The 24,512-nt window shown below is 46.0% G+C and carries 18 protein-coding genes and 2 riboswitches; of the genes, 11 read left to right on the top strand and 7 right to left on the bottom strand.

Features of this window, described 5'->3' with window-relative positions:
* Positions 1-121: 121 nt before the first annotated feature.
* The 4 genes from ABH897_RS23800 to ABH897_RS23785 all read left to right on the top strand — a co-directional run bounded on the left by ABH897_RS23800 (position 122) and on the right by ABH897_RS23785 (position 6,340).
* Positions 122-1,972 carry a bifunctional diguanylate cyclase/phosphohydrolase gene (locus ABH897_RS23800; RefSeq protein WP_404521534.1) on the top strand — a complete coding sequence of 617 codons (1,851 nt, stop codon included), beginning with the start codon at positions 122-124 and terminating at the stop codon, positions 1,970-1,972.
* 268 nt (positions 1,973-2,240) lie between these two features.
* Complete coding sequence (locus ABH897_RS23795; protein ID WP_404592819.1) at positions 2,241-3,923, top strand: copper resistance CopC/CopD family protein; 1,683 nt, start codon at positions 2,241-2,243, stop codon at positions 3,921-3,923.
* 47 nt (positions 3,924-3,970) lie between these two features.
* Positions 3,971-4,720 carry a YcnI family copper-binding membrane protein gene (locus tag ABH897_RS23790; protein WP_404521531.1) on the top strand — a complete coding sequence of 250 codons (750 nt, stop codon included), beginning with the start codon at positions 3,971-3,973 and terminating at the stop codon, positions 4,718-4,720.
* 372 nt (positions 4,721-5,092) lie between these two features.
* On the top strand, positions 5,093-6,340 hold the full coding sequence (locus ABH897_RS23785) for a stalk domain-containing protein (RefSeq protein WP_283654311.1): 1,248 nt from the start codon (positions 5,093-5,095) through the stop codon (positions 6,338-6,340).
* 107 nt (positions 6,341-6,447) lie between these two features.
* Here ABH897_RS23785 and ABH897_RS23780 read toward each other — a convergent pair whose 3' ends face one another.
* Positions 6,448-6,831 (bottom strand): winged helix-turn-helix transcriptional regulator, encoded by a 384-nt coding sequence (locus ABH897_RS23780; protein ID WP_283654310.1) that lies wholly within the window; start codon positions 6,829-6,831, stop codon positions 6,448-6,450.
* A gap of 187 nt (positions 6,832-7,018) precedes the next feature.
* On the opposite strand from ABH897_RS23780, the gene ABH897_RS23775 reads away from it, so the two are divergent.
* Positions 7,019-7,693 (top strand): NAD(P)H-dependent oxidoreductase, encoded by a 675-nt coding sequence (locus tag ABH897_RS23775; protein ID WP_283654309.1) that lies wholly within the window; start codon positions 7,019-7,021, stop codon positions 7,691-7,693.
* A 221-nt stretch (positions 7,694-7,914) separates the two neighbouring features.
* Positions 7,915-9,063 (top strand): response regulator, encoded by a 1,149-nt coding sequence (locus ABH897_RS23770; protein WP_404521528.1) that lies wholly within the window; start codon positions 7,915-7,917, stop codon positions 9,061-9,063.
* 107 nt (positions 9,064-9,170) lie between these two features.
* Here the strand turns inward: ABH897_RS23770 and ABH897_RS23765 are convergent, their stop codons facing one another.
* The 6 genes from ABH897_RS23765 to ABH897_RS23740 all read right to left on the bottom strand — a co-directional run bounded on the left by ABH897_RS23765 (position 9,171) and on the right by ABH897_RS23740 (position 13,331).
* Positions 9,171-9,827, bottom strand: a complete 657-nt coding sequence (locus ABH897_RS23765) for a sensor histidine kinase (RefSeq protein ID WP_404521526.1) — start codon at positions 9,825-9,827, stop codon at positions 9,171-9,173.
* Positions 9,828-9,859: 32 nt separating this feature from the next.
* Complete coding sequence (locus ABH897_RS23760; protein ID WP_404581132.1) at positions 9,860-10,393, bottom strand: sensor histidine kinase; 534 nt, start codon at positions 10,391-10,393, stop codon at positions 9,860-9,862.
* Between the two features lie 16 nt (positions 10,394-10,409).
* Positions 10,410-10,658, bottom strand: coding sequence for a histidine kinase dimerization/phospho-acceptor domain-containing protein (locus ABH897_RS23755; protein WP_404581131.1), 249 nt, complete (start codon positions 10,656-10,658; stop codon positions 10,410-10,412).
* 423 nt (positions 10,659-11,081) lie between these two features.
* The gene (locus ABH897_RS23750; protein ID WP_404581130.1) at positions 11,082-11,642 is read right to left on the bottom strand and encodes a hypothetical protein; all 561 of its coding nucleotides are present in this window, start codon (positions 11,640-11,642) and stop codon (positions 11,082-11,084) included.
* Entirely contained in the window at positions 11,626-12,033 is a 408-nt protein-coding gene (locus ABH897_RS23745; RefSeq protein WP_283654302.1) for a TIGR02328 family protein, read from the bottom strand. The genes ABH897_RS23750 and ABH897_RS23745 overlap by 17 nt, the downstream gene beginning before the upstream one ends.
* A 41-nt stretch (positions 12,034-12,074) precedes the next feature.
* The gene (locus ABH897_RS23740; RefSeq protein WP_283654301.1) at positions 12,075-13,331 is read right to left on the bottom strand and encodes a DUF445 domain-containing protein; all 1,257 of its coding nucleotides are present in this window, start codon (positions 13,329-13,331) and stop codon (positions 12,075-12,077) included.
* A gap of 722 nt (positions 13,332-14,053) precedes the next feature.
* On the opposite strand from ABH897_RS23740, the gene ABH897_RS23735 reads away from it, so the two are divergent.
* The 5 genes from ABH897_RS23735 to ABH897_RS23715 all read left to right on the top strand — a co-directional run bounded on the left by ABH897_RS23735 (position 14,054) and on the right by ABH897_RS23715 (position 24,476).
* Positions 14,054-14,941 carry an AraC family transcriptional regulator gene (locus ABH897_RS23735; protein ID WP_283654300.1) on the top strand — a complete coding sequence of 296 codons (888 nt, stop codon included), beginning with the start codon at positions 14,054-14,056 and terminating at the stop codon, positions 14,939-14,941.
* A 99-nt stretch (positions 14,942-15,040) separates the two neighbouring features.
* A riboswitch (cyclic di-GMP riboswitch) is annotated at positions 15,041-15,121 on the top strand.
* Between the two features lie 42 nt (positions 15,122-15,163).
* Positions 15,164-15,245, top strand: a riboswitch (cyclic di-GMP riboswitch).
* Between the two features lie 52 nt (positions 15,246-15,297).
* Positions 15,298-16,065: a transglutaminase family protein gene (locus ABH897_RS23730; protein WP_404529715.1), complete on the top strand. Its 768-nt coding sequence runs from the start codon at positions 15,298-15,300 to the stop codon at positions 16,063-16,065.
* A gap of 213 nt (positions 16,066-16,278) precedes the next feature.
* Entirely contained in the window at positions 16,279-19,941 is a 3,663-nt protein-coding gene (locus tag ABH897_RS23725; RefSeq protein WP_404592806.1) for a collagen binding domain-containing protein, read from the top strand.
* Between the two features lie 103 nt (positions 19,942-20,044).
* The gene (locus tag ABH897_RS23720) at positions 20,045-20,671 is read left to right on the top strand and encodes a class D sortase (protein ID WP_404592805.1); all 627 of its coding nucleotides are present in this window, start codon (positions 20,045-20,047) and stop codon (positions 20,669-20,671) included.
* 214 nt (positions 20,672-20,885) lie between these two features.
* Complete coding sequence (locus tag ABH897_RS23715; RefSeq protein WP_404592804.1) at positions 20,886-24,476, top strand: collagen binding domain-containing protein; 3,591 nt, start codon at positions 20,886-20,888, stop codon at positions 24,474-24,476.
* The last annotated feature ends 36 nt before the right edge of the window (positions 24,477-24,512 follow it).

The following is a 24,512-nucleotide window of genomic DNA, read 5'->3' as shown; positions in this document are numbered from 1 at the left end:
ACAAAACAGGCTGGATTCCGGCCTGTTTTTTCATGTGAAATTTTCGATTACAAAATTGTAAATTATCCCATTTACCCCCTGGTAGCTTTGACATCAAGATACGACAAGGCAGGAGAATGAAATGATGAGTATAATAAAAAAGCTGCAAGAACGGGTTAGCGCGACGGGATTATACGTTTTTCTCATATGTATGGCAGGCTTAGGCATCCTCTTGTATACGAATCATTGGTCCTTTATGCACTATTCGCCTACAGAGTGGGTCACGATCTACTCCCTGCTGGGAGCAGTTCTGATTTTGGAGCATTTTACCTTCCAGCTGCCGCCAGCCAGTAACAAGCAGTCGATGGATTCCTCTGTGTATCTCGCTTGTATTTTTGTACATGGCACTGAAATCGCTATTCTCATTTTATTGTTCAATGTACTCATTGCCGCAATACGGTATAGAGAACTGTCCTGGTGGAAGCATGCCGCCAATTTTTCCATCTATGCGCTTTCTATTTTCCTGTCTTCTGCCGTCTTTGAGCTTAGCGGCGGAACGCAGGGAGGCTTGAACGATGAGCATTTTACTGCCTACCTGCTGGCACTGTTCTGCTACTTTGCGGTGAATACCGTTACACTGGGTCTCTACTTTTATATTGCTTACAAAGGCTCTCTCAATGAGCTAAAAAAGGCTTTTCTCGCTGAATCCCTGCTTGTTTACTTATGCACACTCATCCTGTCTCTCGTACTGACCACACTGATTTACCACAACGGTATTTTGGGGCTTCTGCTGTTCCTTGCACTAAGTATGCTTCTATCCCACGCGTTCAAGCAGTTGTTTACGATGTATCGGGAAATTGAAGAAAAAGCCAACATGGACCGCAGAACAGGGCTGTACAATCACAGTTATTTTGAAAATGTACTCGAAACCGAGCTGAATATAGCCAGATCCCAGAATACTCCCCTCAGCCTTGCCCTGATTGATATTGATGATTTCAAAAAGTACAACGATCACTTCGGTCACCTGAAAGGCGATCAGCTGTTAGGATTCCTCGGAGAGATTCTCAAAAAGGAAACTTCCGGCTCCAATATTATCGTCTCCCGCTATGGCGGAGAAGAATTCACGCTGCTTATGCCTGACCATACCGCGGAGCAAGCCTACGAAACGGTCAATGCCATCCGAAAAAGGCTGAATGATTCCCGCTACGAGGGCGTGGAAATTTTCCCACACGGCTGCTTGTCCTTCTCCGCAGGCATTGCACAAAGCCGCATCGACATCTACGACAAATCACAGCTGGTCGATCTGGCAGATAAAGCACTGTACTACGCCAAGAAGCAGGGAAAAAATATCGTTCACACACATGGCAGTTTAAATGAATTGGAACGTGAAGTCGATCTGGGACAGGATATTCGTGATATTGAACAGCAGCTTAATCTGTTTTTGTACAAGGATATTAATACCTTCAAGCATTCCAAACGGGTATTCAGATATGCAGCAGATATGAGCGAGGTGCTTCAGCTCGGCCCGGAGGATAAACGGCGGTTTATATTGGGTGCTCTCATTCATGACATTGGCAAGCTGGAAATTCCGTGGAATATTCTCAATAAAAAAGAAAAGCTGTCCTGTGAGGAATGGACGATGGTGCAAGCACATGTCATGTGGGGCAAACGAATTATCGAGGCCAACGAACGATTCGCAGATCTGGTTCCTTTTGTGGAGCTACATCATGAACGCTATGACGGGGGAGGCTATCCATTCGGCTTCAAGGGCGAGCAAATTCCACGGCTGTGCCGGATGCTGACGATTATTGACTCCTTCGATGCCATGACCACTGAGCGTCCCTACCAACCCACCAAAACGTTTGAGGAAGCGATTGAGGAACTGCGTGCCTGCTCTGGCAGCCAATTCGATCCGGAGCTAACGGCTATTTTTATCCACCATGTCCGGCATAAGCAGCCTGCTTTCATGGATTCTATAGAAGCAGACCACTAATTCCACATAAGGTTGCCCATCACCCCTACCGTTGTTAAAATCGTCCAGATTTCAACAACGGTAGGGGTGTTCATATTATTTCAAATTTCATATAAATGTCATAATTCGCTCCATCTATTTCCGCCACATGCACTATGATTAGAGATATGAATTTAGGCTTGACCGTATGAGATGTCGTACTTTAGGACATCCTCGCTTCAAGTAATCGAGAGAAGGTGAATCCACGGGCATGTTGCACCTGTCCAGACCAGCCCGCGCGGCTTGTCTTCTGCTGCTGTGTCTACCGTTACTTTTACTGTTTCCTCACTTATCATGGGCCCATGCATTTATCGTTGAATCCAGTCCGACCGAAAATCAGGTTTTGGACAAGCCGCCTTCACAGGTAAAAATCACCTTCAATGAGAATTTGCAATCCGCTTTTATGTCGATGAAAGTGACCGATGAAACAGGAAAACGGGTCGATACAGGAAAAGCGCAGCTCAATCCGGAACATGAAAACACGATGGAAATCAAGCTGACTCCGGGGATGAAAAATGGAATTTATACCGTCAATTGGAGAGCCTTATCGGCGGACGGACATCCGATCAACGGAGTGATTCCATTCCAGGTCGGCAACGGCTCCAATGCGTATACGGACCCCGCTGCCGCCACGTCCGAAGGCTCGGGAGCATCGCGGCTTGACCTAATTGCTACCCGCTGGTTGCTGTATATAGGATTGTCGTTGCTTTTGGGAGCGCTCTGTTTTCGGCTGCTCATCCTGCCAGAAACGGATCAAAGCAAGGACACAAGTGAGCGGCAGAAACATGATCAACAGACAGGCATCACGTTACCACACTGGTCCGCACTGCTATGGAGCGGCTACGGCATCACGTCTGTCGCCATCCTGATCAGTCTGCCGCTTCAGGCATCCTGGGATGCCGGGGTTTCTATCGGGCAGGGCTTTTCGTTCCCGATTCTTGGAGAAGCCCTCCAGTTCACGGGGGCGGGACAAATCTGGTTTATCCAGATGATTCTCGTACTGGTACTGAGCGTAGCGCTGATTTACGCGCTGGATCACAGCATTTCTAACCGCCAGCGCCGTCTCTGGGGCTACGGCTCCGTCGTCCTGACGCTAGGCCTCATGCTGTCCAAGGCCTTTATAGGCCATCCGGCGGCGGCTACCCATCCGGCTCCAGCCATCGCAGCGGACTTCGTCCATCTGGCCGCGGCAGCCTTCTGGATCGGCTCACTTGCCGTCATGGCGTTGTGCCTGCCTGCTGCCGTTCCAGAACTGCCCGTGTCCGAGCGGACAGCTTTGCGGCAAGCGGCCTTGCGCCGCTTTGCCGGCTGGGGCATTGCCACGGTGGCGGCGCTGCTCGCCACCGGCATTTATGGAGCCGTGCTGTACGTCCCGGCTCCATCCCTGCTGCTGAACACGTCCTACGGACTCGTTCTGCTTGGAAAAACAGCGCTGCTGCTGGTCATGCTGGCCTTCGCGGCCAGCCAATTTCGCAGCGCACGGCAAGCGGCGGCAGCCAAGCGTGCCGCCGGGGGCTTGCGCATCGAGCTGTCCATCGGCCTGCTCGTGCTACTGTTGGCGGCGGTGCTCACCCACCTTTCGCCTGGTCAGGCACCTGCGGTACCGTTTGAGGAAACTCGCACCGCTGGCAAATATAACGTCACGCTGGCGGTTAGCCCGAATATCGTGGGCAGCAATGAATTTAAGGTAACCGTGCGGGATGCCAAAGGAGCCACCGTACAGGGAATCCAGCAGGTCACACTGACACTCGTTCCGGACGCCCCTGACAAATCCCGACAGGAATTTGTTCTCCCTGCGCGGCAGCAGCAGCCATTCCTTACTCAAGAGCTGCTGACCGCTGAAGGAACATGGGCTGTACAGGTACATGCTCTGACCGCATCATTGGATGCAGTTGACGCCGAATTTACTCTGCATGTCAGCCCAGTAAAATAACCTAGGACACGTAATTACAAATCTTTCAAACTAAAGGAGCTTTTTATATGAATACAAGGATTCAAATGGTAAAATCGAGATTTTCCAGGCTTGCGACCTCCATGGGTCTGATTGCAGCAGGTGCTTTACTTTTTGCGGGTATGGCCAGTGCCCACGTGACGGTCAAGCCTTCCGTTTCACAGCCTAACGCTTGGGAGACGTACACGTTGAAAGTACCTGTAGAGAAAAACATTCCAACAACCAAAGTGGCTTTAAAAATCCCGAAAGAGGTCGTTTTCAAACAGTACGAGCCTGTACCAGACTGGAAGGTAGCAACCGAGAAAGACAGCTCCGGCAAAGTAACCACCGTTACCTGGACGACCGACGAAGATGGCATTCAAGCGGGTCAATACATGCGTTTCAGCTTCGTAGCACAAAATGCAGACCGGAATACTGAAGCCGCATGGAACGCTTTCCAATATTACAGTGACGGAAGTATCGTGGAATGGACAGGCGATGAAGGAAGCAACAATCCGCATTCCATTACAAAAATCACGGCAGATGCCACCTCCGAAGCTTCGGCACCTTCCGCAGATCATGGGCATGATTCGGCTGGTGCAGCCGCAGGCCATGCAAGCACAGACACGGCTAAGGATAGCAGCAGCCCGGCACCCGCTTCGAACAATGCTACCGAAGCCGCACCTGCCGCTGCTGCCCCTGCCAGCTCTGCCGTACAAACGACAGCACTCGTTCTGTCGGTCATTGCAGTCGTGCTTGGTGCAGCAGCCGTCGGTATTGCGCTCAAGCGCCGCAGGTAATTTTTAATTACGAATATATATAGAAGTTAGTTATATGAATGTATGAATTATATGAGTGGTAAAAAATAAAAAGCAGGCACCTGTATTAAGGGTACCTGCTTTTGTTCTATTCCTTATTAAGCTTGCAATATTTATGCAGCAATTAAGCATCGTCCCTAGATTTTTTTTTATTTTTCATCTTCCTCATCAAAGATTTTTAATTCAAAGTCGATTACTCCTAAGTAATCGACTTTTTTGTATTTTGCATAGAATTCGAAACTGTATGTACGAACTTAACATTCACCTATCTATCGTTTTTTTTGGTAAAATGGTAGAAACCTCACGATTCTAACATGATAGCTTTGTAATCTATGATGCATAGGAGAGTATAGGATGAAAATCGTAAATAAGGCTCTGTTATCCAGCGCCATCTTTCTGAGCGCCGCCGCAGGCATCTATAGCCCGTCTGCACAGGCAGAAGCGGGGCAGGTCAGCATTGTGCTGGACGGATATCCGTTACCGTTCCCCGTACAGCCCGCAATGATGAACGGCACGACCATGGTCCCTTTTCGTGCTATTTCTGAGGCTCTTGGCATTACGGTGAAATGGGATCAAGCCAGCCAAAGCATTACCGCTACAAAATCACAAGGCTCTGCAACCAAGCAGGTGGTGCTGAAAATGAGCAGCCGCAATGCGACAGTCGACGGGCAAACGGTGCTACTAACAGCCGCACCCCAAACCGTGCGTGGCAGCACAATGATTCCGTTAGGCTTCTTCGGGCAGCAGTTTGGAGCCACAGTCAACTGGAATCAGGGAACGCGGACTGTATCCATTACATCGCCGCGTGAGCCTATGTATACAGTGGGATTTTATGCGCTATCTTCCTTCGACCAAAAATCCAAAATACCGGATTTTAACGCGGTAGCCTTCGGCTGGAGCCGAATTGATGCGAACGGACAATTTACGACCAGCGGCAAGGAATACAAATGGCCTCAAGCAGCCGACACCGTGACACCAGAGTCCATTGTACAGGAGGCAGACAGTCAGGGGACTTCCCCTTACCTGATGGTCTATTCTGGAGACGGCAATCACGAGCTGACCAAAGTTTTGGAAAATGCACAGCTTCAGGAGCAAACTATTTCCCAAATCGTTAGCACCGCCACTGACAAGCAATTCAAGGGCATCACGCTGGATCTCGAGGGGCTGGGCTGGAGCGGAGATAAAGCCAAGGCGCGTTCAGACTACAACGCCTTCATCCAAAAGCTGTCCGCCAAAGCGCATCAGGCCGGACTCAAGCTCACTGTCGTCCTGCACCCGCTGAACAGCTCTTACTCAGGTTACGACTACAAGACACTGGGTAATCTGGCGGACGATTTGATCATTATGGCCTATGATTACGGACAAAAGGCAACGCCTGAGCCACTCGATAAAGTGGACGAAGCCATTCGACTGGCTTTGAAGGAAACTTTGCGGGACAAGCTGATTTTGGGGATCTCTATGGGTAGCGAAAAAGACAGCACCATCAACGCCAAGATCGGTTTGGCCAAACGCTATGACCTGAAAGGCATCGCCATCTGGCGGCTGGGCATCATCGGAGAAACCGCCTGGACGAAGATGAACGAATCTATCGAGTTCAAATAAGTAAACCTCACAATAACGTCTCGCTCTTATTCCGCCCGCTAATGAATTTCATGCATCTTCCATGCGAAGCTCATGAGATCATCAACGGGCTTTCCTCATTTTTCACTTCAACAAGAAGGCTCCCCACACTTGGAATTTGCCGCCACAGGCTCGCAGGTCTGTTGCCCATAGAAGATACCCCATTCTCTCATAAAATCCAGCAACGGCCTCAACGTATCCCCCAACGGAGTAAGCGAGTATTCCACACGCGGCGGATTCTCGTTATAGATTTCACGGTGTACGATACCGTCACGTTCTAGCTCACGCAGTTGCAAGGTCAGCATACGCTGCGTAATATTGGGCAAGGTCCGTCGAATTTCGTTATACCGGCGCGGTCCCGTGGTCAAATGATATAAAATGACTCCCTTCCATTTTCCGCCTATAACCCCTACCGTTTTCGCTACCGGACATCCAAAGTTCACGCTGACTGTATTTTCCATCTCTTGCGTCATGGTTTCCCCTTCTTTCTACCGATTGTAGACCCGAAATCTCAGACTTATGACAAGGAACAAATATGTGCGTACTTGTTCCTGCGAAAAACTTTTTATATGATGACTATACATTCGATATCAGCTCTCATTATAGTAGCAGAAAATAAATGGAGCACCAACTTAACCCAAAACGGAAGGAGTACACTTCATGTCCAATACATCAGCTAAAAAACAGGAGATTCTGGATGCCTTTCTGTTCAGACATGCCACCAAGGAATTCGATCCTGATCGCATCATACCGGAGGAAGATTTTCAATTTATTCTCGAAACCGGACGACTTTCCCCAAGCTCTGTCGGTTTTGAGCCGTGGCGATTTGTGGTCGTACAAAATCAGGCATTGAGAGAAAAGCTGGCTGCGGTTTCAAGCGGGGGCCAAAAACAGATCCCTGCTGCCAGCCATGTTGTCCTGATTTTGGCACGCAAGGATGTTCGTTATGATTCCCCGTATGTGGAGTACATGTATAAAGAGATTAAAGGGATGTCCGAGGAAGACTTTGCCTCACTGCCGGGCCGATATAAAATCTTTCAGGGTGAAAATCAACGCCTGCTGGAAAACGAACGTACGTTATTCGACTGGGCTTCCAAGCAAACCTATATCGCCTTGGGCAATATGATGACGGCGGCGGCTCAGATCGGCATTGATTCCTGCCCGATTGAGGGATTTAACTACGATCAGGTGCATGCCATTTTGGAGGAAGAAGGACTGTTGGAGAACGGACTGCTGGATATTTCGGTCATCGCTGCCTTTGGTTATCGGGCCCTTGAACCCAAGCGGGAAAAATCCAGACTGCCGCTGGAACAGATCACACGCTGGATTCTGTAACTAATTATCCCCCTATTAGACAATGACACTGGAACATAACAAAATAACAAACAGGCGGGCTTGCGGCATTTCATCTTAATCATGAATATGCCACAGCCCGCCTGTTTCATGTGATCATAATGATTCGTTAAAATTTTTTCTATTTCGATACTTTGTTTATATCTGGAGCTAAGTTATCATATATAATGGTATGTATCCGATTAAAAAGGAGTAGACTATTTGTGGGGAGATCAGATAAATTCACAAGAATTATTCTTCTAGATGATGAAGAGCTGGCTTTAGATTATATGAAGCGTCTATTTAGTAAAATTGAAAACATACATATAGTAGGTTCATTTATGAATCCACTGGCAGCAAAAGAGCAAATTCTTCTCGAAAATATAGATGTAGCTTTTCTCGATGTAAGCCTGCCTGAAATGAACGGCATTGAGCTAGCAAAGCAAATTCAGGTTGAAAAACCTCGTCTCCATATTGTATTCGTAACGGCCTACAATGAATATGCCATTCAGGCCTTCGAAATTAATGCACTGGATTATTTGATCAAACCAGTCACCACAGATCGCCTCATTAAGACCCTAAACCGTATTCTGGAACGTGATGGTCACCCTGCGCTCCAGCCTTCCATTGGTCCTCCTCTCCGGTTACAAGTCTTCAGGGAAGTCGCGGTTGAATTAACAGATCAGCAGTTAACGGCTATACAGTGGCGAACAAAAAAATCACAGGAGTTGTTTCTATACCTGCTTCTGCACCATGACCAGTTGGTTCGAAAATCAGCACTGATTGAATTGCTCTGGTCGGAGCATGATGAGGAGAAGGCTTACTCTCTTTTATATACTGCTGCTTATTACCTCAGAAAAGCTATGGGCCCATATAAGGACTATTTAAAAATTGATAATACCAGCGGCGGATATATTCTGAATACGACAAACATACTACTGGATAAAGAGGAATGGGAGGACAGCCTGACGTCTGCTCCGCCGATTAGCCAGGAAACGATTGATGACTATACCAAAATAATGAAGCTATACAGAGGCGATTATTTACAAGAATACGATTATTGGTGGGCTGAAAGCGAACGTCAAAGACTTCAAAAAATGTGGATAGCCACCTCATTAAAAATGGGAGAATGGTATAACAAAAACGCTCAGCCTGACAAGGCTATCTCTCTTTATGAGGATATCTGTAACCGACACCCTCAAGCAGAGGATGCGTATTGGGGTTTGATGAAAATATATGCGGATATGAAAAAGGATACCTTGGTTAGCCAGTGGTATGATTTATTATTATCCGTTCTATGGGAAGAACTACATGTGAAGCCAAATGAACAGATCACCGATTGGTATAATCGATGGAAAATGGCGCATGTCTAGTTGCGTGCGTCAACTAACAAGCTGCAACCTATATATGATACGGATATCATGCAGAAGCGTGCTTTTTCCAGCCGATCCTGCATGATATCCGTACTTGACAAAAGCCGTCAGTCTTCTTTTTTCTTCTCGCGGGGAATATGAAAGCTGACGGTTGTTCCTTGATCGGGATGGCTGCTGATATGCAGTCCGTCACCGTACATTTGCTTTAGGCGCCGATCTGTATTTAGCAAACCGACTCCTCCTTCTTCTTTATTCTGATAGGTCAGTATATTGTCCAGCTTCTCCTGATCCATGCCCACTCCATCATCTGAGATTGCTATTTCTGTACCCTTCGCATGATCCGTGATACGAATACGCAATGTCCCTCCACGGATACGCTTCAGAATGCCGTGTCTAACGGCATTTTCCGCAAGTGGCTGGATCGAAAGGGGCGGGAGATGCAGGCTCAACTCTTCATCCACTTCCCAGACGATATTCAATCGGTTTCCAAAGCGCTCCTTCTCGATATACAGATAGGATCGAAGGAGTGCCAGCTCATATTCCAGTGAAACGACACGATCCAGGTTTCGGGAATTGAAGCTCCCTCTTAGGTATTTTCCAAATTCCTCGATCAGAACGATCATTCTTGCTCCATCCGTCTCACTCAACGAAACGATCGTATTCAAGGTATTAAACAAAAAGTGCGGCCTGATTTGTGCCTGTAGCCATGCGGCCTCCATACGAAGTCGTTCACTTGCGGATCTCTTCACTTGCGCTCGCTGCATACTCCATATAAGCCCCCTCATCCCCCGGTATCTCACCGACTACAGGGGAATGATCCAGAGGAAGAGTGAACCCTCAAGGTTCCCCCGTGCAGCTCAATGAGCTGCTTGCTGATGCTTAGCCCCAGTCCCAGCCCGTCTCCAATCACCGTCAAGTGTGTCGTTCCCTGTTCATAGGGCTGGAATATTCTCTGCTGCGTCTCCTCATCCATGCCAACTCCCGTGTCCCGAACGTGGATATGGGCCATCCCGTCCCGAATATCTGCTTGAATCGAGATCATTCCTGCATTCGTATACTTGACCGCATTATGGAGAAGGTTGAAGAAGATTTGCACCAGCCGATTCTCATCCGCCAGCACATTGGGGAAATGATCTGGAATCGAGATAACCATTTCCAACGATTTACCATCTGTCATGAACCGGAGCATGTCCAGTACACCGGAAGCTACCCCTTGGGGCTTCAAACTTCGTTTTTCCAGGCGAATATCCCGTTCTCGCAGGCGCGTTACGTCAAGCAAATCATTAAGCAGCAGAGACATCCGCCGACCCACGGTGATGAGCAGCTGCATGTTGCTCCTGTTCCGTTCATCCAGGGTATGGGTCTGATTTATCCAGCACAGACTGCGCTATATTGATCATTCCGTGCAGAGGATTTCGCAATTCATGTGAGGTATTCGCCAGAAAATCATTCTTAACCTGATCAGCTCGCTGCAATCTGTCCGACAAACTTCTCAGTTCGGTGTTCGTTTGGAAGAAGTGTTGAACCAGTATGAGGCGAAGCCCAGGAAGGACAGCACGACATCCCAAGGGTAGTATGGAAGATAATTCCACCATATCATTTTGAAAACGCCCCACAATATGCTGGACCCGGCGCTTATGGTAGCTAGCAATAGAAATATGGCGTCTTTTTGACCTCTGAATATCTTAAGAAAGGCAAACAAGGGAATGATGACACCAAACGTACTTCCCTGAAACACCATTATCAACATTAGATAAGAACGGATTTCCTGTGAAGGTATAAATAAAATCAGGATGGCAAAAAGACACTGTCCCACGAAAACAGTCTGAACAATTCTGGACCTGCCCAATAGTAACTGCACAACCCTGAGTATGCATATATGGCTGCCCATATAGGAAAGCAAATGTATTTTAAGTGAAAGCGAAACACGCTCAGTAACAGCTTGTCATCGTTCATCATGATGGTTAAAACGGTACACACCACGATACCTGAAAAATAAAAAATAGAATAGCAGCTTTTTACGAGACGCCATAAAAAAGATGGCACCCGCATACATTCCATGGAGCAGCAGAATACGGAGAGAAACTTCCTGTATGCTGTTCAGGATGATCAGCCACCTGGCCCTCGCTATTTATTAACCGCCCGTTTACAAACAGGTTGGATGCGGTGTAAATCGACGGAATTCGAAGCCCGTACAGTGGTGCTTTTTGGGGATCAACCAGGATTAACAGACGATAGCTCCCGAAGCCATATGCAGTAGAATCAGGTGAATGCAAATCAGCATTCCATTTTCCTGGAACACGAATCCACTGCTGCTCCTTCGCTGGTAAGGATTTTAAAAGATCCGGTTTTGATAGATTTCCTGCATAAAATCCCCATTCTCCCTTTAACGGAATAGTCTCACGGCCCTGCAAATCCCAGCCCCGCAAGTCCAATACTCCTTTTTTGGCCTCAGGATACTCCTGTCCTTGATAATAATGAAACCACAGCATACGGAAACCAGTGATCACAAGCACAAATAACAACGTAATCAGGAATATTTTTCGTTTAGTCATCATGTTTTTATACATTCGATCCATTTCTTAAATTTCCTGTACCGTGCTCCACGATCAGAATACCCTTGGAGGCCAGATTATCCAGGCATTCCTGCATATAAGCATCGTCATGCTCCGCATACGCGCCGACAGCTTCCAGTTCCTCGCCAAGCCCTGTCGCCCACGGTTCGCACTGCTTGCCGCGATACAACGGCTGCTCCCATAGCGGATCAACGTTGTAACCGCGACTTTTCATTTCGTCCATGATGAGCTTATGGTAGCGGACGAGCAGCATCGGGTGATAGTCGAACACATAATTAACCGTAGCATGTCGCTTTTCCCACCCGTTCCCACGCAGTGCACAGCACTCGCGGTGTTGCCCCAGCAGTTGCGGCCGCGGCAGCTTGTCGATCAACTCTTCGTGCCAAAGTCTCATGCTTCCACAACCTTATCTGTAGCATTTTCTTCTCTAATGAATCAACCGATCAGCATACGGGCACCTGTCAGGACAATACCGATCAGGAAGCCCGTAACCGCGCCGTTAATACGTATCCACTGCAAGTCCTGCCCCAGCTTGTCCTCCATCAGAGCAATCAGGGAATCGTTATCCATTTTATCTACATTTTCGCGTACCAGATTACCAATCCGACTGTGGTTGGCTTCCACCAGCCCGGTAATGCCTGCCACAATTCTAGAATTGATCTTGTCCAGCAGCTCGGTATTCCCTCTCAAATCAGCCAGCATCCGATCCAGTAGCGGCAAAATATAGGTCGGCACATAGCTGCTATCTTCCATATAGCCCAATAAACGTACGCGCAGCTCTTCCATCTTATGAAGCACCGACGCATCGCCTTCCCAGGTACCCACGAGGTTGTTTTTCCAGCTGTTCAATCCTTCCTGAACCGTATCTTTCGTCGCCAGACGGGTCAACTGTGTTTTCAGACCATCCAGCACGGCCTGACGGCGTGGATGTTCTTCCCTTTGCAGCTCCGCAACCTGATCCAGCAGGAAATGGCGAATCATTTCACCCATGCGCTCTTCGTTCAGATAGCCAAGGAACGCATTCAGGGCGAATTGCATCAGCCCGCTCACTTGCAAACCGCTAATAGCCTGCATTCCCAAGGTACCCAGCGTGTAGCCCGTTTCCGGCTTCAAAAGCCAGGATTCAGCCTGCTCCAGCGAGTAATCCAGCGCGCGGCGGTCATAGCCCTTCTCACTGGTTTGACGGGCAAACGCCTCCAGCAGCGGTCCAGCGTCGAAGTCTGTCACCTGCCGCTTGATCTCGGCCGCAATTACCGGGGCCAGCTCCGCAAGCGGAAGCGACCGGACCAGTCGTTTGGCGAGAACATCTATGGATGCGGCCGCTTCCGGCGTGCGCAAGCCCTTTTCCACACCATCCAGCATCAAATCGGCCAGCCGGATATCGGCAATTTTAGATGCGATACTGTCTTTGTTAAGCAAGTTATTTTCCACCGTACTCACCAAGGTACTCGTTAGCTTGTCCCTATTCTTGGGAAGAAGCGCCGTGTGTGGAATCGGAATGCCCAGCGGGTGACGGAACAATGCGGTGACGGCGAACCAGTCTGCCAGTCCTCCGACAAGTCCTGCCTCGAAAGCACCTGCTAACAACCGAGCCCAGCCATATTGCTGAAAAGGCAACATAGCTGCAAAGCCCGCTCCCAGAATAACGAGCGACCAAGCCGCTGCTGTTTTCGTATTTTTTGGTTTTCCCATCCTATAATCCTCCAAACTGACTGTCGAGTAAGTGAAGCCCTATATCTGTATTACCCATCATATCATTGCCTGTATGAATTCCAAAGCTAACGGCACTCTATTTCCTATTATATTAGAACACACCGGAGCAGAAAATCACGCAAATAAGTGAATACACTCTTTGTGTAATTTTGTACTTTTATGCTGTTATTTATCATATGATTTGCATATATTTACAGTACACTAATCAGCATAAAAAGAGTTCATATATCTCCCTCGTGCACCTACATATTTGTGAACAAAATCACAACATTGGACCCAATCTAATTTTCTTCACGATAAGCCTAATGAACTATTTCGATAGAACAAAGACCCATTTTTTTCAAAACGAAAGGATATGTGCGTTGGAAGGTGGAATGGGCATAGAATACCTTTAGCATCCTGTCCTGGATTTTATTCCAGAATTGAATTGAACCCATGGCATCTCCGAATTTTTTCAACATGATTTAACTTTTTCATATGGATGAATGAGTTAAAAATATGGAGGAAACGAGGCTGTTTTCACCATATTAGTACACCTGAATTCGAATGGAAAATAATTCAAAATATTATTCGCTACATGCATTTATGTGATGTGATAAAATAAATCGTATTAATAGGAAATCATGTGTAAACCACCATTTTATTTGTTAAACAAACAGTGATTAGCTTGATAAATTTGCTCTTTTGTAAAGGAATTGGACATGACAACAGACCAAAAAAACAACGGAAACGGGACCCCTTGGAGCAGCGATCCAGTCGTCATTGCATGTACTCCCTCCGCTTTTGCCAAGCGATCCCTTTTTTATATACAGGAAATAGGCTATTTCAAAAAAACATCTGTTTATGCCATGGAACGGAAGGAACTCACCTCGTTTCTGCTCGTTTTTACGTTATCAGGACAAGGGGAATTACTGTACCGGGAGAAAAAATACATATTGAAGCCTCATGATATGTTTTTCGTTAATTGTGAGGAATTCGTACAGTACAGCACCGCTGGTCATGAAGCATGGGAGTTTATCAGTGTAAATGTGTACGGCAATCTGATCGACAATTTCTACGAACAATTTGCCAAGCACAACAAGCCTGTAATATCACTCAACGATCCATGCACCATATTGGACAAGCTGCATTCCCTGTTATGCGTACAATCTGACAGAACTCTTTCTGCTGAGCTGCTTACATCCAGACTCATTGGTGAGTTGCTGACGTATATTTTGCAGCACCCCTATGATCATCCGTATGTAAACCAGGATACGATCACCGAGATACGCAAGGTTCAGCAATATTTGGATCGATCCTACAGTGAACGAATTACGCTGGATTCGCTGGCAGACATGTTTGAGTTAAACAAATTCAATCTCGCTAAAAACTTCAAGAAACAGATCGGATTTTCTCCTATCGATTATCTCATTAATGTCCGCATCACAGCGGCTCAAGGCTGGCTTAAAACCAGTGACGAATCCATTGTGGATATCGCACGGTTTGTAGGTATTCCCAACACCAGCCATTTTATCAACCTGTTCAAGGAACATGTCGGAGAAACCCCACATTCCTTCCGCAAAAAATGGGGGAATCGAACCAAACTATAAACTCATCTATCAGATGACTTTGTCGAAAAACAGAGAAAATCTAAGATTGTGCTTGCCTAATCAGAAGCCCAACTGATAGAATGATAGATATAGACTGTTCAGGATAAATGGCAAACCTGTCGAAAGGCAGGGACGCAAAGCTACAGGGCCTTCTTTTTAAGATGGCAGCCAGCTACCGGTTGGAGAGGCTTTTTGTCGTGTCTTTTTTTCCTGAAAAACTTTATACGATAATAGCAAACCTGTCGAAAGGCAGGGACGCAAAGCTATAGGGCCTTCTTTTTAAGATGGTAGCCTGGCCGCCGAAAGGAAGTTTTTCTATGAGGAAAATGTCATTTTTTTTAATAATTTTAGTTTTTTTGTTATCCATCCCCCTACATACGACAGCGTTTGCTGCCGAAAGTCAGGCATGGCTGAATCAAAACAACGTAAACCACGGTATTGTTAGTATACGTTATCCTGTCAAGTCCAATGTCAAAACCAAGATCGTAATTACCAAGGATGCGGAGAAATACTCTTATTATCTGAATTCGAGCAAATCTGAGGAAGCATTCGCTCTTCAAATGGGCAATGGCAATTATAACATTCGTTTATTGGAACAGCTAACTGGCAATCAGTATAAAGTGATAGGTGAAGAAACGGTCCAGTTAAATTTGAATGACAGTAAAACCATATACCTCAATTCTATTCAAAATATTGACTGGAGCGATACGAATCAGGCGATTCGGAAAGCCAAGGAATTAACCAAGGGTGCAACGACAGATGATGAAAAGGTGAAACGTATTTACGAGTATGTCATTAGTCATATTAAATACGATTCCAACCAGCCTTTCAACCTATCAACAGACTACCTTCCACAAATTGATCGTACAATAGTTTCGCAAAAAGACATTTGCTATGGATACGCTTCACTGTTCGCCGCCATGCTTCGAAGTGTGGATGTTCCAACGAAGCTGGTTATGGGTGAATCCTCCTATGTGAAAACTTACCACGCCTGGAATGAAGTCAATATCAACAATCAATGGGTTATCATTGACACTACAGTAGATGCCGCTCTAAAAAGCGGAAAACAGAAGTTTGCAATGGCCAAAGAACCCTCCAAATATACAAAAACAAAACAATATTAATTTTTTTTGTAGAAAGCCCTGATCACTGCGATCAGGGCTTTTTTCTATTCTTGTTGAGAAATTGTTGAGATAAGGAAGGTATTGTATATCTAGTCAGTCATTTAAAAACTAAGATGTTGAATATACTATTTCCGGGACAAGAAAGAGGGGGGAACCAAATCCGCCCGGGTACTTTCCATAATATTATGATGAATAGGAGACTTACTTAAGAGTATGAGAACAAAAATAAATGTAACGATCATTGTGCTATTGCTTATTTTCCAAAGCTTTTTTAGTGCAGCGCTGGCTTACGCAGACACTTCGACCGCGGCTGTACCAGAAAGCGCTGTAAGCGATACTGCGAATACAGTTATGGAAGATGTATACGGTATTCCGAACCCTGAACCATTAGAGGCACCTCCCAGCATAGCTCCCATGATTCAGGCAGCAGCCAGCTCAGTTCAAGCAGACAATATTTTAACCAAGCTGATCTTGACGGATGAAACCGGCCGTATCATTGATGCTGTGGATAATCCTGGCGTACGTGTGGACATTGGCGCAGCAGTCCAGCTGAGCTATGAATGGGAGATTCCGGACAATCAGTATAAAGAAGGCGATACCTTCACCTTTAACTTACCGGAACAATTTGAAATTTACACAGATATCTCGTCTCCGTTGATTTCAACAGATGGAGAGGTTGGTACTTTTACGGTAGATCGCCAAGGGAAAGTCATTATGACCTTTAACGATTACGTAGAGAATCATTCCAACGTAAGCGGAAAACTGCAAGTAAAAACCGAGTTCAGTAAGGAAGTTGCAAAAGGCAGCACAGAAGTCATTATTGCGACTCCAATTAAGATCGGGGTTCAAACATCCATCGTCAACATCAAACCCGTGTCCGGTCCCCCAATAAGTAAACAAGGAAAAGCTAACGGCAAAAACAAGATTGACTGGACCATTAATGTGAATACACAATTGGACACCGTAAAGAATGCGATCGTAACAGACCCGACTCCTCAAGGGCTGGAGCTGTTGCGAGACTCCTTCCAACTGTATAATCTGCAAGTCAATATTGACGGCTCGACGGTAGTTAAGGACCCAATCAGTGGGGACAAGTATACGCTCGAACCAGATCAAGCCGGTACGGGCTTTGTTATTCGTTTTAAAGACGAGAGCATTAGCCAAGCCTATCAGATTCAGTATTCCACAGATATTACAAGTGACGAAACCCGTTTCTCCAACACAGCTACTTTTTCGGGAGACTCTATGAATGGTGTCTCTGCTACCGCTACCGTGCAGGTTGATCGCGGAGAATTTTTGTCCAAGAAGGTGGAAAGTTACGACCCTGTTACACAAACGGTATCTTGGGTGATCAAGTACAACTTCAGCGAAAAGAAAATACCTGCCGACAAAGCCTTGTTAAGTGATCGGTTCAACAACAGTCAGGTATGGCTTCCCGATTCACTTGAAATATACAAAGACGACACTCAAGAGGTGCTTCCATCCTCAGAATATACCGTCTCCCCGGTTACGAATGATTTGGACAGCAACGGCTTTGATCTCCAATTCAACTCCGATGTGGATACTGCCTATACCATTCGTTATCAAACGAAAGCCAAAGAACGTGTATATCAAGATGATAAGGTAACGAACCGTGTGACTTCAGGTGGAGTCTCTAAGGATGCCACCGCACAACTTAAAAGTGGAATTATTATTAAAGAATCCAAGGAGCCAAACTACAACGCAAAATTCATACCTTGGGTTATTACCATCAATGAAGATCAATATACTATGAACGATATCGTCATCAAGGATGTATTTCCCAACGATGGCCTGGCCTTGTTGCCGAACACTTTGAAAATCCAATCCGCTGACGGAAAAACGGAACTTCAAGCCCCTGCAGATTATGAGCTTATTCCGTTATCACAGGATTATAAACAAGGGTTTAATATCATTTTCCATGCACCAATTCAAGATACTTATACGATCAAATATTCAACCACATTCAATAATGACTGGAAGAAAGATACGACGAAGCCAGAGTTCTGGAATAAATCCGTCATTGAATGGCAGCAGGACGGAGATTCAAAATCTGCAGAAGCAGACGCGCGGCTCTTTCCGGATATCATGACACAACAAAATGGAGCCAAGCAAGGAAGCTACAATGCCAGCTCCAAGCACATCACATGGGACATTAAGGCCAACTATAACCGTAAGACCCTGAAACAACCGGAAATAAAAGATCCATTGCTGCAAGGTCAGAAGCTACTGCCAAACTCCGTTAAAGTGTACGACATGACACTGAATGGATCGAGGAACGGCGTGGAAAAGGGCTCCGAATTACCAGCAGACCAGTACACACTTATTCTTCCATCCGAACAAAATGGCAACACGTTGCGTATCCAATTTAAAAATCAGATTCAAACCCCATATTGGATTACGTTCCAAACCACGCTGGAAGGAGAACTTATTGAAAAAGAAATCCGCAATAAGGCCCTTTTTCTGGATGGAGAAAATATAATCTCAGAATGGTCAGCCCAAGTAACCTTACCTCACGGTGGAGAATATGTTTCTAAAAGCGGCAGCCAGAACGGGAATAAAATTAACTGGCAAATCCGTATAAACGAAGGACAGTCTCAAGTAACAAATGCCAAAATTGTGGATCATCCCAGCAGCAATCAGATTCTGATCGAGAATTCCTTTCATCTGTATTCAACTGTGGTGTCTGAAAACGGGAAGGTTACCAAGAGTACAGAACTAACCAGGGATCGTGATTACAAGCTCATTTTCAAGCCAGATGCTCAAGGTCAGGAAACTTTTGAGCTTGCTTTCACGAAGGAGATCTCCTCCGCCTTTATCCTGGAATATCAAGCGTTCATTGATGCAGCTGACAAAGAAAAGGTGAGCAACAAAGTAACCTTTGAAGGGGATCGCTTAACGACAGAACAGAAGGAGACGAATCAAGAAATTATTGTGCGGACTTCTTCCGGCTCCAGTTCAGGCAGCGGTATTAAAGAAAGCCTCGAAATTACAAAGGTTGATCAAGATGAGCCTGATAAGGTACTGCCCGGAGCAAAATTCGCGCTCTATGATAAAGCGGAGAAAAGAGCCCCAATCATTCAAACTACCAATGCGGAAGGGAAAATTGTGTTTTCTGCATTGCTCCATGATGATTACATCTTGGAAGAGCTTGTAGCTCCCCAAGGCTATAAAATAATGGATAGTAAGCTTGAAATCAAAATAGACGATACGATCAAACAAAGCGCGGGCATAAAGAAGGTTGTGGTAACCAACCAAAAAGAAAACAACACAGATCCAGGTACACCTACCAATCCGGGTACACCTGGTACACCTACCAATCCAGGTACGCCTGGTACACCTACCAGCCCGGGTACGCCTGGTACGCCTACTAATCCAGGTACGTCTACCGGCTCAGGATCAGGCAAAAAACGCGACAAGGAGCCTGAAACAACAACTACGCCGTCTATATCCGTTCCTTTAGTGGACAATAAAGAACAGACTGTGGATGGTGAGAGCCCGGTATTAGATAGCATCGTGCCTGAATCTACACCTGACAAAAAACAGACGGATGATGATGGGGGCCTGCCAACGGGTGGTATTGTGCCTGAATCTACACCTGCACCGAAAGCAAAACCGAAATTACCAATCATTAAACCTAATAAGGAACCTAATCCCCCCGTGGAAAGTGATGACGACTCTCTGCCTCGCGGTGGAATCAAAGTTCCTGCTGATGTACCGGAAGATCCGAATGTTTCACCAATGGCAAATAAATTGCCACAAACAGGAGAAAACAGCCCTGCTCCCTTCTATTTAACAGGTCTAGCTATGATCATTTGTGGCGCGTATCTGAAATATAGACGGATGGGCAAAAAATAAAAATAATCATACCCTCCCTTTCTCAGACTACACTAAATGAGAAAGGGGGGATTTTTAAAATCAGTACGCGATACACCTTACATATGTTAGGGAGGTTTTTAGATTGCGTAAGCTATCATACTTGTTTATCGCCTTGGGATTACTCATTATTTTGTTTCCTAAAGCCAATGAATGGAACGAAGATCGGAAGCAGAGCGAGCTTTTGAAAGAAGCAGAGGTATTGAACCCTAGCATTATCGACGGCTATAAGCGCTTGTCCAGCAAGCTTACAGAAAACACGGGCATCGAAACCACACGAGGTCCTTCGGTACCTGCAAATGAAACAGATCCTAAGCAACTCCCCATTGCCACCATTAGCATTAATCGCATTGATTTGAAGCTTCCTGTGCTGGAGGGTGCAACTCGGGATAATATGAAGCACGCATCTGTACATATGTCGGAAACGGCAGCTCTGGGTCAGACAGGAAACGCCGCCATAGCAGCCCACCGTGCGCGTACAGCAGGACGTTTATTTAATCGGCTGAACGAGGTAAAGATTGGAGATAAAATCATGATTAATACCAAGGGTGAACAATATAGTTATACAGTCTATAAAATTTCGATTGTCGCTCCTACAGACGTCTCCGTTCTGAAAAGCTTTGAAAATCAAAAGCTGCTCACATTAATTACATGTGACCCTCTTGTAAATCCGACACATCGCCTCATTGTTCAGGCCCGACAAAGCACCTAAAGCTGGATCTGTTCGCCATATCCGAACACCCTTTGCTACTCAGATTTACTTAATTTGCAGCGTAGGGGGTATCTCTATTTCATTGGACAGACTCTTAGTCCGTTGAATATATTACTTCCGGGAAAGAAGGAGGGATGCTATAAACGCCCGGACATGAATACAATATACAGTAATCTTTATACAGTAATCTTTAGAAAGGAGACTTAAATAGAGTATGAGAAAAAAATGGAATGTAATGATTATTGCATTATTACTCATTTTACAAAGCTTTTTTGGTATCACCCAAGCTTATGCTCAAATCCCTGCCCCGGATCAGCCGGAGATTGCCGGAACCGAGGCAGGGCAAACCGTTACAAATGATGTATATGATATCGTAGTACCCGAAACAGAACCAGTCATAGAACCAGAACAGCAGAAGCCTCCTTCCCTACCAGCTCCTGTTGTTCAGGCAGCGGCCACCACGAATTCTGAAGAAGCTGCTCAAGCAAGTATTTTAACGAAACTTACCCTGACCGATGCGACTGGTCAAGTGATTGATGCGGTATACAATCCCGATAGCCGCTTGGACATTGACGATGCAGTCCATCTCATTTATGACTGGGAGCTTCCCAACAATACGTACAAAGCCGGAGACACTTTTACTTTTCAATTGCCCGAGCAATTTGAAATCTACACAGATATCTCCTCTCCTTTGGTTACGACAGATGGAAATGTTGGCCATTTCACGGTAGACCGCCAAGGCAAAGTGGTCATGACTTTTAACGATTACGTGGAGAGCCATTCCAATGTCAGCGGAAAACTGGAGGTTAAGACCGAGTTCAGCAAGCAAATAGAAAAAGGCAGTACAGAGGTCATTATCGCCATCCCGATCAAGGGTGGCGTACAAACAGCAGTCGTAAATATCAAGCCTGCGGCAGGCTCTTCCCTGGATAAGCAAGGGAAAGCCAATGGAACCCATCAGATTGATTGGACGATTGACGTAAATAAACAATTGGATACGGTTCAACATGCTGTAGTCACCGACCCGACTCCCCAAGGATTGGAGCTGGTGAGGGATTCTATCCGGTTATACCATTTACAAATCAACGTGGATGGTTCAACCTTGCTGCGTGATCCGGTGGATAAGGATAAGTATACGCTGGAAGCCGATTCGGCTGGTACCGGCTTCATCATCCGTTTTAAAGATGAAAACATCCGCAGCGCATACCGAATCCAATACTCCACTAACATCACCAGCGAAGAATCCCGTTTTTCCAACACAGCCACTTTTTCAGGCAGCAATACGAAAGACGCTTCTGCAACAGCTACAGTAACCGTTCAACGCGGCGAATTTTTGTCCAAAAAAATGGAGCAATACGACCCGGTTACTCAAACGGTATCCTGGGCGATCAAGTATAATTTTGGCGAAAAGAAAATTCCCGCCGGGAAAGCTGTGTTAGCTGACCGTTTCAACAAAAGCCAGCAGCTCGTGGCCGGTTCACTTAAAGTGTACAAAGGAGCTACTTCTGAGGAACTTTCTTCCTCCGAATATACCGTCTCACTGGTTAGCAATGAAACGGCCAACGGCTTCGATTTACGCTTCAACTCCGATGTGGAGGAAGCATACACGATCCGTTATCAAACCAAGGCGGTAGATCGTGTACTTAAAAATGAACGGATAACGAATACCGTAACGTCTGATGGAGTAACCAAAGATACCACCACTGAGCTAAAAAGCGGGGTCATTGTCAAAGGCTTCAAGGAACCGAACTACAACACAAAAACGATTCCCTGGGTTATTGCCATCAATACGGATAAATACACGATGAATCAGGTTGTGATCAACGATACGTTTCCGAATGGCGGTCTGGCTCTCTTACCAGATACATTAAAGATCCAAAGCGCGGACGGAAAATCAACGCTAACATCACCAGCAGATTATGAACTGATTCCTTTATCGCAAGACTATAAGCAAGGATTCACGATACGTTTCCATAAAACGATCCAGGACGCGTATACCATCAGCTATTCAACAACATTTAACAATGAATGGAAAAAGGATACGAGCAAGCCGGAGTTCTGGAATAAAGCTTCCATCTCATGGGTGCAAAATGGAACGCCCTACTCTGCTGAAGCCGAAGCCCGGCTATGGCCTGACAATCTGACACAGCAGAACGGTGCCAAGCAAGGAAGCTATAACGCTACCTCCAAGCACATCACATGGGACATCTTGACGAACTATAACCGTAAAACCCTGAATCAGGCTGAAATAAAGGATACGCTACAGCAAGGTCAGAAGCTGGTTCCCGGCTCTGCCAAAGTGTATGACATGACACTGCTTGGATGGTGGAATGGTGTGGAAAAGGGAGCTGAACTGTCGGCAGACCAATACACCCTTGTTCTTCCCACCGCTGATAACGGCAATGAGCTGCGTATCCGTTTTAATGAACAGATCAACACTCCCTACTGGATCACTTTCCAGACCACATTAGAGGGAGAGCTTATTGATAAAGAAATCAACAATAAGGCTCTGCTGATGGATGGAAAAAACATGATCTCTGAGTGGGCAGCCAAAGTAACTGTGCCTCATGGGGGAGAATACGTTACAAAAGCCGGTAGCCAGAATGGTAATAAGATTGACTGGCAGATCCGGATCAATGAAGGGCAATCTTATGTCTCCAACGCCAAAATCGTGGATACACCCAGCAGCAATCAAATCCTGATTGAAGATTCCTTTCATTTGTATTCCACCAAAGTATCAGCCAACGGAGAAGCTGCCAAAGACACTGAATTAGTCAAAGATCAGGATTATAAGCTGAAAATTACGACAAACGATCAAGGTCAGCAATCCTTTGAGCTTGGCTTCACACAGGCCATTTCATCCGGCTATATTTTGGAATATCAATCTTTTATTCAAGCGGATGATAAAGCGAAAGTGAGTAACAACGTCTATTTTGAAGGCGACCGCTTAACTACGGAGCTGAGAGAAACCAGTAAAGAAATCATCGTGCGGACATCCTCCGGTTCAGGTTCAGGGGGAGGCATAACAGGAAGCCTGGAAGTGACCAAGGTTGACCAGGATCATCCTGACAAGGTGTTGCCTGGAGCACGCTTTGCACTCTATGATAAGAACCAAAAAAGAGCCCCGCTCATTCAAACTACCAATGCAGACGGGAAAATTTTGTTCAATTCATTGCTGTATGATGAATATATTCTGGAGGAACTTGCGGCTCCAGCAGGCTATAAAATAACAGCCTCGAAGACAGCGGTCAAAATAGACGCCACGGTTAAAGAAAGCTCAGGTATTAAGCAGATTGTGGTAACTAATGAAAAAGAGACCCCTGTCGATCCGGGTAAACCTACTGATCCGGAAACGCCTACGAATCCAGGAACGCCTACGAATCCGGGTTCAGGTAAAAAGCACGATAAAGATCCTGAACCCACAGAAACGCCGAATGTACCCGTTAAGCCAGTAACCAATGAGCCACAGATCGTTAAAGATGAAGATGTGCCATTGGGTGTTCCAGAGATTGTGCAGCCTCCTGCAGAACCCGATGCGCTGCCGGAATCGCCAGAAATTGATCCTCCTCAGAAATCGTCTCCACCTGTAGAGATTGAAGATGAACCCATACCCAAAGGAGGCATCAAGTTCCCTGTTGAGGACCCCGAGGACCCAAGTGATCCAGGTCGTACTCCGCAGGTAAATAAATTACCGCAGACAGGAGAAAACAGTCCTGCTCCCTTCTATTTGAGCGGAATGTCTTTCATTCTTCTGGGTGCCTATTTGAAATACAGACGGATGCATAAAAATAAAAGAATTAAATAATAAAATAATCAAACAATCCCCTTTCTCGGCTTACAC

It is taken from the genome of Paenibacillus sp. RC73, assembly GCF_044908085.1.
GTDB lineage: Bacteria > Bacillota > Bacilli > Paenibacillales > Paenibacillaceae > Paenibacillus > Paenibacillus terrae_A.
The sequence above is the reverse complement of the archived record's forward strand: the minus strand, read 5'-3'. Positions and strand labels throughout refer to the sequence as shown.

What these genes read in the sequence shown, in the direction of transcription:
- ABH897_RS23800 (WP_404521534.1), top strand. Translation starts at nt 122, where the DNA reads ATGATGAGTATAATAAAAAAGCTGCAAGAACGGGTTAGCGCGACGGGA.
- ABH897_RS23790 (WP_404521531.1), top strand. Translation starts at nt 3,971, where the DNA reads ATGAATACAAGGATTCAAATGGTAAAATCGAGATTTTCCAGGCTTGCG.
- ABH897_RS23785 (WP_283654311.1), top strand. Translation starts at nt 5,093, where the DNA reads ATGAAAATCGTAAATAAGGCTCTGTTATCCAGCGCCATCTTTCTGAGC.
- ABH897_RS23780 (WP_283654310.1), bottom strand. Translation starts at nt 6,831, where the DNA reads ATGACGCAAGAGATGGAAAATACAGTCAGCGTGAACTTTGGATGTCCG.
- ABH897_RS23775 (WP_283654309.1), top strand. Translation starts at nt 7,019, where the DNA reads ATGTCCAATACATCAGCTAAAAAACAGGAGATTCTGGATGCCTTTCTG.
- ABH897_RS23765 (WP_404521526.1), bottom strand. Translation starts at nt 9,827, where the DNA reads ATGCAGCGAGCGCAAGTGAAGAGATCCGCAAGTGAACGACTTCGTATG.
- ABH897_RS23760 (WP_404581132.1), bottom strand. Translation starts at nt 10,393, where the DNA reads ATGCAGCTGCTCATCACCGTGGGTCGGCGGATGTCTCTGCTGCTTAAT.
- ABH897_RS23755 (WP_404581131.1), bottom strand. Translation starts at nt 10,658, where the DNA reads ATGGTGGAATTATCTTCCATACTACCCTTGGGATGTCGTGCTGTCCTT.
- ABH897_RS23750 (WP_404581130.1), bottom strand. Translation starts at nt 11,642, where the DNA reads ATGGATCGAATGTATAAAAACATGATGACTAAACGAAAAATATTCCTG.
- ABH897_RS23745 (WP_283654302.1), bottom strand. Translation starts at nt 12,033, where the DNA reads ATGAGACTTTGGCACGAAGAGTTGATCGACAAGCTGCCGCGGCCGCAA.
- ABH897_RS23740 (WP_283654301.1), bottom strand. Translation starts at nt 13,331, where the DNA reads ATGGGAAAACCAAAAAATACGAAAACAGCAGCGGCTTGGTCGCTCGTT.
- ABH897_RS23735 (WP_283654300.1), top strand. Translation starts at nt 14,054, where the DNA reads ATGACAACAGACCAAAAAAACAACGGAAACGGGACCCCTTGGAGCAGC.
- ABH897_RS23725 (WP_404592806.1), top strand. Translation starts at nt 16,279, where the DNA reads ATGAGAACAAAAATAAATGTAACGATCATTGTGCTATTGCTTATTTTC.
- ABH897_RS23715 (WP_404592804.1), top strand. Translation starts at nt 20,886, where the DNA reads ATGAGAAAAAAATGGAATGTAATGATTATTGCATTATTACTCATTTTA.